General features: G+C 69.8%; 13 protein-coding genes. 6 read left to right on the top strand and 7 right to left on the bottom strand.

Annotation, left to right across the window (positions count from 1 at the left end; translation table 11 throughout):
* Nucleotides 1–5 precede the first annotated feature (5 nt).
* Both tsaE and alr read right to left on the bottom strand, forming a co-directional pair.
* Nucleotides 6–569 carry a tRNA (adenosine(37)-N6)-threonylcarbamoyltransferase complex ATPase subunit type 1 TsaE gene (tsaE, locus tag GZ998_RS06080; protein ID WP_161924719.1) on the bottom strand — a complete coding sequence of 188 codons (564 nt, stop codon included), beginning with the start codon at nucleotides 567–569 and terminating at the stop codon, nucleotides 6–8.
* Nucleotides 566–1,915, bottom strand: a complete 1,350-nt coding sequence (alr, locus tag GZ998_RS06075; protein ID WP_374939176.1) for an alanine racemase — start codon at nucleotides 1,913–1,915, stop codon at nucleotides 566–568. Before alr ends, tsaE begins: the two co-directional genes overlap by 4 nt.
* 136 nt (nucleotides 1,916–2,051) lie before the next feature.
* Here alr and GZ998_RS06070 point away from each other — a divergent pair, with 136 nt between their 5' ends.
* Genes GZ998_RS06070 through GZ998_RS06050 form a run of 5 tightly spaced genes read left to right on the top strand, consistent with a single transcriptional unit; the run spans nucleotide 2,052 to nucleotide 6,637 of the window.
* Nucleotides 2,052–3,074, top strand: coding sequence for an ABC transporter ATP-binding protein (locus GZ998_RS06070; RefSeq protein ID WP_374939171.1), 1,023 nt, complete (start codon nucleotides 2,052–2,054; stop codon nucleotides 3,072–3,074).
* On the top strand, nucleotides 3,071–3,829 hold the full coding sequence (locus GZ998_RS06065; RefSeq protein ID WP_161924721.1) for an ABC transporter permease: 759 nt from the start codon (nucleotides 3,071–3,073) through the stop codon (nucleotides 3,827–3,829). Before GZ998_RS06070 ends, GZ998_RS06065 begins: the two co-directional genes overlap by 4 nt.
* Nucleotides 3,826–4,656, top strand: coding sequence for an ABC transporter permease (locus tag GZ998_RS06060; RefSeq protein WP_237564142.1), 831 nt, complete (start codon nucleotides 3,826–3,828; stop codon nucleotides 4,654–4,656). Before GZ998_RS06065 ends, GZ998_RS06060 begins: the two co-directional genes overlap by 4 nt.
* Nucleotides 4,656–5,927 (top strand): sensor histidine kinase, encoded by a 1,272-nt coding sequence (locus GZ998_RS06055; RefSeq protein ID WP_219109346.1) that lies wholly within the window; start codon nucleotides 4,656–4,658, stop codon nucleotides 5,925–5,927. The genes GZ998_RS06060 and GZ998_RS06055 overlap by 1 nt, the downstream gene beginning before the upstream one ends.
* Entirely contained in the window at nucleotides 5,924–6,637 is a 714-nt protein-coding gene (locus tag GZ998_RS06050) for a response regulator transcription factor (protein ID WP_257505338.1), read from the top strand. The genes GZ998_RS06055 and GZ998_RS06050 overlap by 4 nt, the downstream gene beginning before the upstream one ends.
* Nucleotides 6,638–6,839: 202 nt before the next feature.
* On the opposite strand, the gene GZ998_RS06045 is transcribed toward GZ998_RS06050, so the two are convergent.
* A complete protein-coding gene (locus tag GZ998_RS06045; protein ID WP_219109345.1) occupies nucleotides 6,840–8,624 on the bottom strand; it encodes a bifunctional ADP-dependent NAD(P)H-hydrate dehydratase/NAD(P)H-hydrate epimerase in 1,785 nt (594 codons plus the stop codon).
* Nucleotides 8,578–10,509, bottom strand: a complete 1,932-nt coding sequence (gene glmS, locus GZ998_RS06040; protein WP_161924724.1) for a glutamine--fructose-6-phosphate transaminase (isomerizing) — start codon at nucleotides 10,507–10,509, stop codon at nucleotides 8,578–8,580. Before glmS ends, GZ998_RS06045 begins: the two co-directional genes overlap by 47 nt.
* Before the next feature lie 186 nt (nucleotides 10,510–10,695).
* Here glmS and coaA point away from each other — a divergent pair, with 186 nt between their 5' ends.
* Entirely contained in the window at nucleotides 10,696–11,718 is a 1,023-nt protein-coding gene (gene coaA / locus GZ998_RS06035) for a type I pantothenate kinase (protein WP_161924725.1), read from the top strand.
* On the opposite strand, the gene GZ998_RS06030 is transcribed toward coaA, so the two are convergent.
* The 3 genes from GZ998_RS06030 to GZ998_RS06020 all read right to left on the bottom strand — a co-directional run bounded on the left by GZ998_RS06030 (nucleotide 11,685) and on the right by GZ998_RS06020 (nucleotide 14,802).
* Nucleotides 11,685–12,950, bottom strand: a complete 1,266-nt coding sequence (locus GZ998_RS06030) for a hypothetical protein (protein WP_161924726.1) — start codon at nucleotides 12,948–12,950, stop codon at nucleotides 11,685–11,687. The genes coaA and GZ998_RS06030 overlap by 34 nt on opposite strands.
* 215 nt (nucleotides 12,951–13,165) lie before the next feature.
* The gene (locus GZ998_RS06025) at nucleotides 13,166–14,413 is read right to left on the bottom strand and encodes a hypothetical protein (protein WP_219109344.1); all 1,248 of its coding nucleotides are present in this window, start codon (nucleotides 14,411–14,413) and stop codon (nucleotides 13,166–13,168) included.
* Nucleotides 14,414–14,415: 2 nt separating this feature from the next.
* The gene (locus GZ998_RS06020) at nucleotides 14,416–14,802 is read right to left on the bottom strand and encodes a helix-turn-helix domain-containing protein (protein WP_219109343.1); all 387 of its coding nucleotides are present in this window, start codon (nucleotides 14,800–14,802) and stop codon (nucleotides 14,416–14,418) included.
* Between the last annotated feature and the right edge of the window lie 81 nt (nucleotides 14,803–14,883).

The raw sequence follows: 14,883 nt of genomic DNA, 5'->3' as shown, positions 1-14,883 counted from the left end.
GGGCGTCAGCCGGCCAGCGGGCCGAGGTCGACGCCGGCCCAGCGGGGGCCGACGGCGGTGACGGTGATGGTGCGGCGGCCGTCGTCGGCCTGCTCCAGGTCGGTGACCGATCCGGGGCCGACGGCGGGTGCGGCCAGTCCGCCGTGGGGGCGCGCGACGGTGATCTCCAGGCGATCGCGCGACAGCGCCTCCGCCTTGCCCTCCCCCCACTCCATGAGGGTGACCGAGTCGGCGACGGAGGAGTCCAGGTCGAGGGCGTCGAGCTCCTCCAGAGAGGAGATCCGGTAGGCGTCCACGTGAATGAGATCGGGCCCGTCGCCCGTGGCGGGGTGAACGCGGGCGATGACGAAGGTCGGTGAGGAAATGCGCCCGCGCACGCCCATGGCGGCACCGACCCCCTGGGCTAGGGTGGTCTTGCCGGCCCCCAGTCCCCCGGTGAGTACGACGACGTCGCCGGCTCGGAGCAGCGAGGCCAGGCGACCGCCCAGAGCCCGGGTGGCCTCGGCGGAGTCGGTGGGGATGCTGATTGAAGCGGCCGGGCCCGCGGGCCGGGCGGCGTCGACGCTCATGCGCGTGTCTCCTGGTAGTGCGGGGCTGGGAGCCGGGTGGCGTCGCGGCCGGTGAGCACGCGGGGGACGCGCTCACCCAGGCGGGTGACGATCTCGTAGTTAATGGTGGAGCAGACCTGGGCCCAGTCATCGGCTGTGGGGGTGGTGGCGTCGTCGCCCGCGCCCCACAGCACGACGGTGTCCCCGGCTGCGGCGGGCGGGGGCACCGGGGCGCCCTCGGGGGTGGTGGCCGGGCCGAGGTCGATGACCACCTGGTCCATGCACACGCGGCCGACGATGGCGGAGCGGATGCCGTTGACTGCGGCCGGACCGCCGTTGGAGGCGGCGCGGGGGATGCCGTCGCCGTAGCCGAGGGGGACCAGGCCGAGCCAGCGGTCGGTGGGAGCGCGCCAGGTGCCGCCGTAGGAGACCGCCTGTCCCGCCGGGATGCGCCTGACCTGGGTCAGCGGCGCCTCCAGGCGCATGGCGGGGCGCAGGTCGAGGGCCGCGGAGGTGGCAACGGCGGGGTCCGGGGACAGGCCATACAGTCCGATACCGATGCGCACCAGGTCCAGGCGGGTGTCGGGCTGCCAGAGCAGACCGGCGGTGGCCGCCAGGTGCCGCACACGCGGGTTCAGCCCCGCTTCGGCCACAACACGCTCGGCAGCCAGGAAGCGGGACAGGTGCTTCTCGGTGGAACCGGAGGCCGGCTCATCGGCACGAGACAAGTGGCTCCACAGTCCGACCATGGCGATGGTTCCCGACTGCTCAGCGAGTTTGATCGCTTCGGCCAGCGCAGGCAGATCAGTGGGAGTGGCGCCGCCCCGGGACATGCCGGTGTCCACCTTGAGGTGGATACGGGCCGGTCCTGGTGCGGGTTGGCCGTCGGCAGAGTCGTCCAGTTCGGCGCGGGCGGCCGCCACAATCGCGTCGAGTTGGGCGCGGGTGGACACCGACAGGTCCAGGCCGGACGCAAGCGCCGCCCGCAGCGGTGAGCCCGGCGCGGCGGCCTGCTCCGGGGTGAGCACGGGCAGCAGCCAGCACAACAGGCGGGGCCGCTCGGGCGTGGGCACGGAGTCGGGATTGCGCGAAGGACGGGCGACGCCGGCGGCGTCGAGCAGGGCGCGCAGGCGCAGGGCCTCGGCGAGCTGGGCAACGCCGAGCCAGGTTGCGCCGGCGCGCAGGCAGGTGCGCGCCACCGGGCCGATGCCGTGGCCGTAGGCGTCGGCCTTTACCACCGCCATCCAGGGCACGCCGCCGACAGCGGCAAGCACATGGGCGTTGTGGGCGATGGCGTCGAGGTCAATGACGGCGCGGGATGTCGTCGCTGGAAGCGGAGTGCCGGTGGACGCGTTCACGGTGGCGATTGTTCCACTCCAAGCGTTCCGGCGCCTGGATGCGGCGGTGGGAAGCCGATTGGAGTCGGCGAGGGGTGGTCCCCCACGGGGGACAGTTGCGGCGCTGGAGGAGAGCGCGCAGACCCCGGCGCGGTCCCATAGTGGCATGAGCACAGCACTGAATGGGGCGGCGCCGACTGCAGGGTCAGCGCACCTCACCGCGAACATGCACGACCTGGTCGTGTCCACCGATGGCCTGACAAAGATCTACGGCGGCACGCCCGCTGTGGACCACGTGGACCTGCGCGTGCCGCGCGGCGGCGTCTACGGCTTCCTGGGCCCGAACGGCGCCGGGAAGTCCACCACCATGAAGCTGCTGCTGGGGCTGACCCGTCCCAGTTCCGGCAGCATGCAGGTGCTCGGACACCCGGTGAGCGCCCGCTCCCCGCTTCCCGCCGGCACGATCGGATCCCTGATCGAGGGGCCCTCCTTCTATCCGCGGCTGACCGGACCGGAGAACCTCGCCATGGTGTCCGACTACCTCGGCCTGCCCCGTGACCGCGTCCAGCGCGCCCTGGCCACAGTATCGCTCACCGGCCAGGACAAGAAGCTGGTCAAGGACTACTCGCTGGGTATGAAACAGCGCCTCGGACTGGCCATGGCGCTGCTGGCCCACCCACCACTCATGCTCCTGGATGAGCCCACCAACGGCCTGGACCCGGCCGGCGTCGCCGAGATCCGCGAGCTGATCGTGGACCTGGCCCGGCAAGAGGGCACCACCGTCATCGTCTCCTCCCACATCCTGTCCGAAATCGAGCAGATGGCCGACGTGGTCGGCATCATCTGCGCCGGACAGCTGCGCTACCAGGGACCGCTTGCCGGTCTGCAGGATGCCGGGGTCATCGACTTCACCGTCTCCGACCCGTCGCGTGTCGCAGGCCTCTTCGCCGAGCAGCGCATCCGGTACCAGGTTCATGGCCGGACCGTGCGCACGCCGATGCTCCCCGAGGGCGTGGTGGGCGAGCTGGTGACTCGCATCGTGCACGGCGGCGGCACCGTGTTCCGGGTGCAGACCGTCCGCAAGACACTGGAGCAGGCATTCCTGGAGCTGACCGATCCGCTCGGTTCGCCGTCGCTCCCGGTGCCCACCGCTGCTGTTCCCTCCACCGCGGTAGGAGGCAACCGATGACCGCGATCGTCATGGAGTCGCGCAAGCTCCGACGGCGTCATTTCTGGTTGATGGCGGCGGCCCTGGGCGGGCTGGTGGTGCTGTGGTCGGCGGGCCTGCTTTCAGCACGTGCAACCGGTGTGGAGCAGATGCGCCTGCTGAGCCTCGGCCTGGCCGACTCGATCAACATGACCAGCATGCTGCTTCCCCTCATTGCGGCACTGTTGGCGTCCCGTTTGGCCACGGTCGATTCCGAGGAGCGCATGGACCAGTTGCTCACCGCCCTTGGCCAGACCGAGCGCTCCCGGTTCGGCGGGAAACTGATCCTGGGCTCCTGCGCCGCCGCCGTCGGCCAGTTGGCGATGCTTGGACTCATCGCCTTGGCCGGGCCGGGCATGGGCTTACGGACCACCCCCACGGACCGGGAGCTGGTTTGGTCCATCGCCGTCGTCATGGTCGCGGCCTGCGTCGCCGCGATGGCGGCGCAACTGATATTGGCGATCTATGTGTCCAAGCAGGCGGTGGGTCTGGGCGTCGGAGCGGTGGCATCACTGTTGTGCTCCGCGCTGCCATTCATGCACCTGGGAGCGGTGGATTGGCTGTTTCCGTGGGGCATCGCCGGTGCCGCGGCGCCGCTTTCACAGGCGTCGCAGCAGGCAGGAACGGTGATTCTGGTCGAACACCCCTGGCTCAACGCCCTGTGGGCGGTATTGTCCGCGGCCGTTTGGAGCGCGCTGGCCGGATTCGTCATCAACTACCGGGAGAACCACCGATGAGCACAGCGATCACCCCTTCATTCGCCATGCCCCTGCCCCACCCACCGGCGCCCGCGTCGCCGCCGCCGAGTTCCACCGCCGCGGCGCCTTCGGTATGGGCGGCCTGGCGGTGGGAGAACCGCAAGGCCAAGGCGCCGTGGTACTGGGTGGCCCTGGTAGCGCTGTGCGGCGTCGGCATGGCCAACGGGGCAAGTAACTACCTCGACTACCGTGCGGAGTTCGCTGACCAGGGAGTCACCTGGCTGGCGGTATGGGGACAGGCGACGCTGCTGACAACCATGCTGGTCTTTCCCCTGCTGGTAGGCTCCCTGATCGCTCAGATCTGCGCGGGTGAGCACGGTGGCCGCAACTGGCAGCGCATGCACGCCAACCGGTTCCAGGGTGCCATGCTGCTGGGCAAGCTCATGCACATGGCGCAAGTCGCCTTACTGACCACGCTGGTGCTCCTGGGGGAGTTCACCATCACCGGGCTGCTGCTCGGGTTCGATCTGGCGGGCATCGGTCCCTTCCTGCTGCGGGGGATTCCCATCGCGTTGGCCGTATTCGCCACCGAGGTATTCGTCGCCTGGCTCGGCGTGATCATGACTTCCTTCGCCTCCGTCATGACCCTGGTGCTGCTGGGAAGCGTGATCGGCAGCGTCCTCGTGCTGCTGGCTCCGCAGCTCGCCCCGTACTACCCGCTGTCGGTCATGACGGCGGCGTGCAGCCCTAGAGATCTTTATAGCGTTGCCTCCGTGGGCTCGATCCTCTTCACCGCCGTGGTGAGCGCCGTCTGGACCTGCGTGTGGACAATGGCGTTGCGCCGCGCCGTTGCTAGGGTCGTCTGATGGCCGCCGCATCACAGGGGGCGCCGCAGGTGCCCCGAACCCTGATCGATCGGTTCACCGCCTGGTGGCGCACCAGCGCGCTGGGCTTGTGGGCCGTCGTCGTCGGGATGGGGCTGTTCGAGCTGGTTCTGCTGGCTCATCTGCTGGCCGAGGGACCGGTGCCCGGAGTACGTGTGTGGGCTGCGGTTAGCCTGCTCGTCGTCCTTGCCCTGCTCGGGCGGCGGCGTTGGCCGCTGGCGGTGGTGATCCTGACTGCCATGGCCTCCGCCGCCGCGGAGCTGTGGGGTCCGGGTGCGATTCTCAGTCTGCCTCCGCTGGTCGCCCTGTATTCGCTGTTCGTAAGCGCCGGAACGATCCACCGCCTGATCGGTGCGTCGGCACTGCTCGTCGGCTGGGTACTGCCACCGGCATTCAGGGGTCTGGCATATCCGCTGAGCGCTCGACTCACGCCGTACATCTTCTTCTCCGTGGCCGTGATCGCGGCTGCGGCTATCTCACGGGCCCGGCGGGAGGCCCTGGAACACGGCGACGCTCAGCTCGCCGCCCAGGCCGCCGAGCATCGACTGACGGCGCAGCGTGACGCCGCCCGCCGCCAGGCACGGGTTGCCGGGGAGCTGCACGACTCGGTGGGGCATGATCTGACCGCCATCATCGCCCTGTCGGAGGGACTGGCGGGGGCAACCGGCAGGGACGAAGTCGACGAGGCCATTGAGGTCATCAACACCCTTGCCCGCGAGGGACTCGCCGACACGCGCCGCGCCGTCAACGCCCTCCAGCCCACGCATGTGGAAACCGGCCCTCTTGACCCGGTACCCCTTAACGGCGACTCCCACCGCGACACTTCCGGCGCCGTGGCGCCCGAGCACGGCTGGGAGGGACTGTCCGGATTGTTGGACACGGTTCGCCGGACTGGCATTGCCGTCGCCCTGACCGAGACCGGGCATCGCCCCGAGGACGCTGGAACAGGAGCGTTGGTCTTCACGGTCGTGCGTGAGGCCCTGACCAATGTCATGCGGCATGCGGATGGGGCCACGCGCGTCGTGATCTCCCTGGATCATGCCGCTGCGCTAACCCAAGTCACCGTGTCCGACGACGGCCCGACCACCCTGGGCGCCGGCACCGAGACAACAACGGTCAATCCCCGCAGCTCGGGACATGGGCTCGCACACTTGGCGGATGTGTTGGGCGAGGCCGGCGGAACCCTGAACGCCGGTCCCGGACCCGGAGGCTGGCGGCTGCGGGCCCTCATCCCCCATCGGGAGGCCGCATGAGGCCATCCACCGCCCCACGTATCAACCAGACCGGCAGGGTCATCACCGTCATGGTGGTCGATGATCAGCGCGCCGCCCGCATGGGCCTATCGCTGATCATCAATCGGGCAGAAGACCTACAGGTCATCGCCCAGGCCACCGACGGGCAAGACGCACTAAATCAGCTCACGCACCTGGAAACGGACCGTCGCTCCCTCCCGGACGTGGTGCTGATGGACATCCGCATGCCCGTCCTGAACGGTGTGGAGGCCATTGCACGCATCAGCCAGCTCCATCCCTCCGTGAAGACGCTCGCCTTGACCACCTACGACCAGGACGACTACGCCTTCGGCGCCCTGTCCGCTGGGGCCTCCGGTTTCCTGCTCAAGGACACGCGCACGGCGCAGCTGCATCAGGCGATCCGGGCGGTCGCCTCCGGAGACGCCACACTCACCCCGCGCATCACCAGGGAGCTGCTCAGGCGCCATGCCTTCCGCCCCGTCGCTTCGCCGCAGCAGCGCGCCGCCCAGGAGCGCCTCGAGCGGCTGAGTCCACGCGAACGTGAGGTCGCCGAGCTCGTGGCCCAGGGGCTGACCAACTCGGAGATCGCTCAGCGCCTGGTCATCGCCACCGACTCGGTGAAGAAGAACGTCACCCGTATCTTGGCCAAGCTGGACCTGCGCGACCGAGTGCAGCTAGTCATCCTCATGCGTGACATTGAGTCCCAGTGAAGGGGCCAATGCCGCAAAAAGTGTCCAACTAACGCCACTTTCAGCTACGGACCCACTTGACGCCCGAGTGGTAAACGGCCCCATAACAGCGAAAGGTCCGAGCCGTCCCGGCGGACGGATGGCGGCAGCAGGGCCAAAGTGGCGAAAAATGGACACTTTTCCGCTGATGCCCGCAGTCGGCCCCCGGTCGAGGCCCGAGAACTCATGCGGTGGCTTGTTCTGGTCTCTGGCCGGCGCTCCAGAGTTGTTCCCAGGCGGCCGGAAGCGCCTCGGTCAGGTCCAGCGCGGCAAGTGGATGGCCCGAGCGCGCAAACAGCCGGCCGGCCCCGGCGGAAACTGCACGCTCATGCGCTGCGCGGTCGGTGTCAACCAGGCCCGCCGCCCGCATCGCCGCGAGCGCATGCAGCCGCACCCCCAGGGCGGCGCAGCTGGCCGGGGCGGCACCCGCACCCCCGCCGCCCCGGGCCACGTCGTTATCGGCATCGGCCCGGCCGGCCGCCAGCAGAGCACCGACGATTCCGGCCAGTACGTCCCCGCTGCCGGCGGTCGCGAGCCAGCCCGGACCGGAGTGGACAGACAGCAGCGTCCCGCCCGGGGACGCGATCAGCGTCGGAGTCGTCTTCAGCAGCACGGTGGCTCCGGTCAGCTCCACCAGGCGCCGCGCCGCCGCGGCCGGGGCCGCCTCGACCGCATCCCGCGAGGCCCGCTCACCCAGCGCGCCGAGCAGGGCGGCGGCCTCCCCGGCGTGTGGGGTGAGCACGTGCCGCGGCGAGCAGCGGCCGCCGGAGGCGACTCGGGCGGCGAGCAGGGGCAGCGCCCCGGCATCAATCACCGCATCGACCGGCTCTCCGGCCTCACCGAGTACCCGTCCCAGCGCCGCGTCGAGTTCGGCGGCACGCGGGGCATCGGCGGGGTCGGTGCCGGGGCCGATCACCAGTGCCTGGCAGCGTCCGTCGGCGGGCACGACCTCGGGCCGGCGGGCGAGCACCAGGTCGACCACCCGCGCCGGCGCCGCCAGCCGCACCATGCCGGCGCCCGTGCGCACCGCAGCCGACGCGGCCAGCACCGCGGCCCCCGGGTAGGTCTGGCTGCCGGCCCACAGCCCGACCACGCCCCGGGTGTACTTGTGGTCCTGGTCCCCGGGCACGCGCAGCAGGCGGCCCAGTTCCGCATCCGCGGGCCGACGCGCCAACACCGCAGCATCCGGCACCGGCAGCCCCAGGTCGGCGACCTCAACGCGCCCGCACAGGGATGCGGCCGGCGGTAGCAGGTGGGCCGCCTTGAAGCAGGTGAAGGTGATGGTGCGGTCGGCGTCCAGCACGGGCCCGGGCAGGGTGCCGTCGTCCACGCCTACACCGGAGGGCAGGTCCACGGCCAGCACCCGGAAGGGCCGCTCCCCCGGCTCCCCGGCAGCGCGCAGCGGGGCAATGAGCCCGGCCGCGGCCGGGCGCAACGGCCCCGTGGCACCAATGCCGGTGAGGCCGTCGATCACCAGGTCGGCACCGGCCGCTCCCCCGGCAGCCGCTCGGGCCGCGGCCCGCGGGTCGGCGGCGAGACGCACACCTGCGGCGCGGGCGGCCGCCAGGGCCGTGACGTGCAGCCGGGATATCTCGGCGGCGGGGGCGGCGGTGACGGCGCAACCGCGACGCGCCAGCAGGGCGCCGGCGATCAGGGCGTCACCGCCGTTGTGGCCACCACCCACGAGCAGCAGCACACGCGCGCCAGGCACGGCGCCGCGCGCAGCCCGGATCTCCTCCACCGCTGCCCGAGCCAGCGCGCCGGCCGCGGCATGCATGTAGCGGTCGGTACCCGCGGTCAGCGGCGCCTCGGCTCCGGCGACGGCACGGGCGGGATACGCCACGGCGGCGACCGAAGTGCTGTCGGGGGCGGGTGGGCGCGGTGCGGTGTTCACTGCCCCATCATGACCCCGGCGAGCCGGCTTACTCCACGGTGACGGACTTGGCCAGGTTGCGGGGCTGGTCCACATCCAGGCCCCTGGCCTTGGCCAGGGCAGCAGCGAAGATCTGCAGCGGCACCACCGTCAGCAGCGGCCACATCAGGGTCGGGGCGGCCGGGATGCGAATCACCGTGTCGGCGAAGGGCGTGACCGCCTCATCGCCCTCCTCCGCGATGACGATGGTGCGGGCGCCGCGGGCACGCACCTCCTGAATGTTGGAGATGACCTTGTCATGCAGGACGGGGCGGCGCGGGGTCGGCACGATGACGAACACCGGTAGTCCCTCCTCCACCAGGGCGATGGGACCGTGCTTGAGCTCGCCGGCGGCGAAGCCCTCGGCGTGCACGTAGGCGACCTCCTTCAGCTTCAGCGCGCCCTCCAGGGCGACCGGGTAGCCCACGTGGCGTCCCAGGAACAGGAAGGAGGTCTGGTCGGCGAGCTGCTCCCCCAGCTCGCGCACCATGTCCTCCTGCTCGGCAAGCAGGCGCTCGATCTTCGCGGGCATCTTGCCAAGGTTCTCCAGGTAGTCGGCGACCTCGTCGGGCCACTTGTTGCCGCGCAGCTGCGCCAGGTACAGGCCCAGCAGGTAGCAGGCGGTGATCTGGGCGAGGAAGGCCTTAGTGGAGGCCACGGCCACCTCCGGGCCGGCGTGCGTGTACAGGACGGCGTCGGCCTCGCGGGCGATCGTGGAGCCATAGGTGTTGACGATCGCCAGCGCCCGACTGCCCTGCTCGCGGGCGTGGCGGACCGCGTGAATGGTGTCCATGGTCTCCCCGGACTGGGAGATGGCCACGGTCAGGGTCTTCTCGGAGACAATGGGGTCGCGGTAGCGGAACTCGTGAGCGAGCTCAATCTCCACCGGGATGCGGCACCAGTGCTCGATCGCGTACTTGGCCACGTGCCCGGCATAGGCGGCCGTCCCACAGGCGACCACGATGATCTTGTCGATGCTGCGCAGCACAGCTGGGTCGATGCGCATCTCATCCAGCACCAGCTCGCCGCGATCATTGACGCGCCCGAGCAGGGTGTCGGCGACGGCGGTGGGCTGGTCATGGATCTCCTTGTCCATGAAGGTCTCGTACCCGCCCTTGACGGCCGCGGAGGCGTCCCAGGAGACCTCCCAGGTGTTAGGGGTGACGACGTTGCCGGCGGCATCCCACACGGTGACGGCGTCGGCGGTCAGCAACAGGACCTGGTCGTCGTCGACCTCGGCGGCGTGGGTGGTGAAGGCGACGAAGGCGGCCACGTCAGAGCCGAGGAAGTTCTCCCCCTCCCCCAGGCCGATCACCAGCGGGCTGGAGCGGCGGGCGGCGATTATCGCGCCGGGGGCGAGCTCGGTGACGGCCAGCAGCGCGAAGGTGCCCTCCAGGCGGTCGGTGACGGCACGCATGGACTCCACCAACAACGCGGCGGCCGCGTCCGGGCCCACGGTGCCGGCCTCACCCGCGGCGAGCCGGGCGCTGAAGTCGAGGTCGAGCAGGTGCGCGACCACCTCGGTGTCAGTGGCGGAGAGCAGGGTACGGCCCGCCTCCTCAACCTCGGCGCGCAGGGCGCGGAAGTTCTCAATAATGCCGTTGTGGACCACCGCGAGGGTGCCGGCGCGGTGCGGGTGGGCGTTTTCGGTGGTGGGGCCGCCGTGGGTGGCCCAGCGGGTGTGGCCGATGCCGGCGGTGGCCGGGGCCGGGCCGGCCTCGTCCAGGGCGGCGCGCAGGTTGTCCAGCTTGCCGGCGGCCTTGACGACGGTGAGCCGCTCGCCGTCGTCAGGGCGTACCAGGGCGATGCCGGCGGAGTCGTACCCGCGGTACTCCAGGCGGGACAGTCCGTCCAGCAGGACCTCCAGGGAGCGGCCGCTTCCGGGGGCGCCTGCGGGGTTGATTGAGTTCAGGGGGCCTACATGGCCGACGATTCCACACATGAGCCAGATAGAACCACCAACCTGCCTCCCAGATCAACGTGCGCGGCATACGCGGACCGGGACGCAGTTCGGCTACAGCAGTGAGGCGCCGACTGGGTCACGGACTGGAGCTCCGGCTGAGAATCCAGTTGAGAGGTGCACCCTCACAGGGTCTCGGAGGCGTCCGCACGTGCCAATGCAGTGACAATGCGTCACACTGGTGCGGTGAACATCCCCGTCTCCCCTGCGGCATTGGCGTCCCGGTCCGGGACCGCGCCCTCGCCGTATATCGAGCTGCACCGCGACCAGTGGCGTGCGCTCGCCTCCTCCGCGCCGCTGCCGCTGACCCAGGCGGATGTCGAGAAGCTGCGCGGCCTAGGTGATCCAATCGACCTGCCTGAGGTCGACGTCGTCTACCGGCCGCTGACGGCGCTGCTGGAGCACTTCATCGCCACCGCCCGCGAGCGCGCCCGCCGCACCGCGGACTTCCTGGGGGTGGATGAGCGGCCGACGCCGTTCGTCGTCGCGGTGGCAGGCTCGGTTGCGGTCGGTAAGTCGACAACGGCGCGGCTGCTGGCCCACCTGCTGGCCCGCTTCCCGGACACCCCGCGCGTGGACCTGGTGACCACCGACGGCTTCCTGCTACCCAACGCCGTGCTGGAGGCACGCGGCCTGACCGCCCGCAAGGGCTTCCCGGAGTCCTACGACCAGAAGGCCCTGCTGGACTTCGTCACCGCAGTGAAGTCCGGGGCGCCCCGGGTGGAGGCGCCGGTGTACTCGCACACCGTATACGACATCGTGCCGGGCAGGAAGCTCGTGATTGAGCAGCCGGATGTGGTGGTGCTGGAGGGGCTGAACGTGCTGCAGCCCGCCCCGCGGGTACGTCACACCCACGGTGGCGCCGACCGTCCGGTGGACTCGGCGCTGGCGGTGAGTGATTTCATCGACTTCTCCATCTATGTGGATGCCGACCCGGAGGACATCCGCCGCTGGTACCTGGACCGCTTCCTCACGCTCAAGCACACTGCCTTCAAGGACCCCAACTCCTACTTCCGGCGCTATGCGGCCATCCCGGACGACATCGCGCTGGCGGCGGCGAACGAGGTGTGGGAGAGCATCAACCTGGTGAACCTGCGGGAGAACATTGCCCCCACCCGGGGGCGGGCGACCCTGGTGCTGCGCAAGGACGCCGACCATCACATGAGCCGGGTGCTGCTGCGCAAGGCCTGAGTTCCGCGGGAGGTGAGGTAGGCGATTCTTCGACCATTGGCGCGGCGCTCCTGTTCGATCACATCGTCGGGGACCGGATAGTAGGTGCCGTCGTCGTGGGCGACTGCGCGGGAGACTCCCCACTCCCAGATGGTTTGTGCCGCGGCCGCAGCGGCCAGCAGGGCCTGATCCTCATCCTTAGAGAAACGCGCCGTGCCGGGCATACGCAGCGCTAATCCGGCAGGGTCGAGCAGCCACGCGGAGGCCTCGGCGTGCCCGAAGTAGCGCCGGCTTCGTACGAAGAAGTACGAGCTCGACGGCGGCCACGCCACTCGACGGGTTAGCCATCCCACCAGCGCCAGACCTTCCCGCGAGAGGATCGTGCGTTCCCGAACAATCCGGTGCACGCTGACCACGAGACCGCCCGCGGGTGCGACCAGCAGTATCCAGAAACCGCTGGAAAGGCGCAGCGTCCCGTCCTCCCGGAATACTCCGGCAAAGGCCTGCGGCGTCCGCTCCGGGCCGAGCACGGCCGGCAGCGCCAGGATGCAGAGGAACACGAGGATGACGATGTTGGGGATGAGACCGTGCCAGTTCGGCTTGTCCTTCAGAATCAGGGGCTCGCGGGCGAGCAGTGTCTGGTCGACGGGCAAGGCGCGCGGCGCCGTTACCGGTGGGGGTGCGGCCTGCGCGATATGGGGACCTGGGCCTTGCAGGGCGGGCATCGTCTCGCGGGCGTAGCCGCGGGCCAGCGCCCAGGCCCAGATCGCATCGACCTCGGCCTCGAGTCGCGTCTGGGATGACATACGCGGGGCGGACAGTCTGATCCTGCGGCCTGCCGTTCCTACCTCGACCACGGGCACCGAGCCCCGCTCGCCAGCAGCCAGGACGACGATGAATCCGGCACGGGAGTCGGGCCAGGACAGGTGCACCGTACGCAGCAGGCCGCGGGAGTGGATGCCGCGGGCATCGAAAACAGTGCGGCGTCGCAGCATCGCAATACCGAGGAACAGCCCTAGTGCCCCAACCACGCATAGGGGTACGGCCACCAGCAACGCGGGATCGAGGACATGCAGCATGTAGCCGACGTACAGCAGCATAAGACCGGCAAACAGGAAGACGAAGCCGGCCAGCATCCTGGAGGCAGCCGGTCGGCGCACCAGCGACTCCCGGGGCTGCGCCGACGCACTCGTTCCGGGTGTGGGGACGTTACCGCGAGAATAGGGCAGGTCGCCGTGAACGGAAGCAGGCATGTCAAGTCCTTCAAGCAGCTCGCGAGCGGGGCCCAGAATGCCCCAGATCGGTCCCGGACCAGCAGTAGCACGCACCACTACCGTATCCATACCGTTATTTTCAGCCTAGCAGAGCCGCCGCACCGTCTCGCGCACTAGCAGGAGGCCCATCTCACAGCCACCGCCGCACGTAACCTCGCACGGCTCGCCTCAAGCCGGAACTCCGAAGGCATGGTTCATCCCTGGGCAGAGAGGTACTCGATCCGGCGCGCGACGGCGACGCGTCGGCGTTCGAACTCCGGGTCGGCGGTCGGCTGGTAACCGCCATCGTCCACCGCGAAACCGGAGGCAGCGCCCATTTCCCAAATAGAATCGGCTGCCGCCGCCGCGGCCAGAAGCGCGCGGTCGCCGCCTCCCACCCACCGCAGTCCGGGAACCGCCACCGACAGTCCCGCGACGGCGAGGATTCTCACCTCCACCACGGTCCTGCGGTACTCCTCGGTCTCCGCAACGAAGATGGACGAGCACGAAGTGGGCCAGTCGATCCAGAAGGAGTGCCTGCCGCTGAAATAATCCATGCCCTCCGCATACACGGTCAGGCGGGCACGGGCGGTTTCAAGGAGGTCTGGCAATGTCCGCACCGCGACAATCAACATGAGTAGCCCAATCGCGAAGCCCAGCTTGCCGGCCACGGAGTCAATGCCACTCCGGCTGAGCGCGTAGAAGGCGTAGCCCACACCGCCGCCACCGAGCGCGAGGGTGCCGAGAATGTGCCCGATGATCTCCCAGCGCTGCCCGGACCAAGCGGAGAACACCAGAGGTTCCTGCCATCGCAACGCCACGTCGCCGGAGGCCTCCGCGACGGGAACGTCCCCACGGCTGTTCACCGGATGCCCGGGCACACCCTCCCTGCGCTTATTGCGTCGCTTATGAACCCGATGCCGCGCGGCGCCACGTACGTAGCCGCGGTCAACCGCCCAGGCCCAGATCTCGTCGACCTCCGCCTCCGCTTGAGCCCTGATGCTGCCGACGAAGCCGCCGACCACTCGTGGCGCTCCCAGCTTGAAGCTGCCCACAGGCGAGGGCGCAACGACATACGCCGTATTGAAGTATTTCCCGTACGCCTGACGTACGACGAAGGCCGCACGCGAGTCGGGCCAGGGTGCGTCGATGTCACGCAGCGTGGTGTGGGAGTGAATACCGTCGGCGTCGAAAATCGTGTACTCCCGCCAGGGCGCCGTGCCGAGGAAAACCACCAGCGCCCCGATGGCAGTCAGGAGCAGGCCGCCCTCGATCTCACCGATCGCCAACAGCGCGATGCCGGCGGCGATCGGCAGCAGCCCCATGAAGACGATCAGACCGCCTCTGATGCGAGCCCTGCGGTTAGGACGCGCCACGATGCGCTCGGGCCGTGGCACCGCTCGTGACGCAGTGGAGGTGCCGGCGTCGTACTGGTTGAGAGCCGGCCGGGACCTGCGGAACACGGCTAGTCCGCGCGTTCGGCGTCGTAGGCCTCGCGGGCGGCGAGCACGTCGTCCATGTGCCCGACGGCCCAGTTCTCCACGGCATCCATGACGTCGGCGAGGTCCCGCCCCAGTGCGGTCAACTCGTAGGTGACCCGCGGCGGCGTCTCGGTGTAGTACTCGCGCCTGACCAGGCCGTCACGTTCCAGGGTGCGCAACGTCTGGGTGAGCATCTTGGTGGAGATACCGTCCACCCGCCGGGAGATCTCGGTGAAGCGCAGCGGCCCCTCGTACAGGGCGCCAATGACCAGCACACTCCACAGCTCACCGAGCTCCCGCAACAGGCGTCGCGAGGGGCAGGACCGACTGTAGGGGTTGTAGGCGCGCTCGCCCTCACCTGCCGCACTCATGCGCGGTCCCTCCCTTCGCCTTGCCGTCGGCACCCGACCCATGGGGCTCCGCCGATCCCTGACGAGGGCACAGCGTACAGG

It is taken from the genome of Actinomyces sp. 594 (assembly GCF_019325145.1).
GTDB lineage: Bacteria > Actinomycetota > Actinomycetes > Actinomycetales > Actinomycetaceae > Actinomyces.
This window is presented reverse-complemented; position numbering and strand designations above follow the sequence as displayed.

Bases quoted from the DNA above. Each gene is read 5' to 3' on its own strand.
- glmS (WP_161924724.1), bottom strand. From the start codon at position 10,509: ATGTGTGGAATCGTCGGCCATGTAGGCCCCCTGAACTCAATCAACCCC.
- GZ998_RS06055 (WP_219109346.1), top strand. From the start codon at position 4,656: ATGGCCGCCGCATCACAGGGGGCGCCGCAGGTGCCCCGAACCCTGATC.
- tsaE (WP_161924719.1), bottom strand. From the start codon at position 569: ATGAGCGTCGACGCCGCCCGGCCCGCGGGCCCGGCCGCTTCAATCAGC.
- coaA (WP_161924725.1), top strand. From the start codon at position 10,696: ATGCGTCACACTGGTGCGGTGAACATCCCCGTCTCCCCTGCGGCATTG.
- GZ998_RS06060 (WP_237564142.1), top strand. From the start codon at position 3,826: ATGAGCACAGCGATCACCCCTTCATTCGCCATGCCCCTGCCCCACCCA.
- GZ998_RS06070 (WP_374939171.1), top strand. From the start codon at position 2,052: ATGAGCACAGCACTGAATGGGGCGGCGCCGACTGCAGGGTCAGCGCAC.
- GZ998_RS06050 (WP_257505338.1), top strand. From the start codon at position 5,924: ATGAGGCCATCCACCGCCCCACGTATCAACCAGACCGGCAGGGTCATC.
- GZ998_RS06030 (WP_161924726.1), bottom strand. From the start codon at position 12,950: ATGCCTGCTTCCGTTCACGGCGACCTGCCCTATTCTCGCGGTAACGTC.
- GZ998_RS06045 (WP_219109345.1), bottom strand. From the start codon at position 8,624: ATGTGGACCAGCCCCGCAACCTGGCCAAGTCCGTCACCGTGGAGTAAG.
- GZ998_RS06065 (WP_161924721.1), top strand. From the start codon at position 3,071: ATGACCGCGATCGTCATGGAGTCGCGCAAGCTCCGACGGCGTCATTTC.
- GZ998_RS06020 (WP_219109343.1), bottom strand. From the start codon at position 14,802: ATGAGTGCGGCAGGTGAGGGCGAGCGCGCCTACAACCCCTACAGTCGG.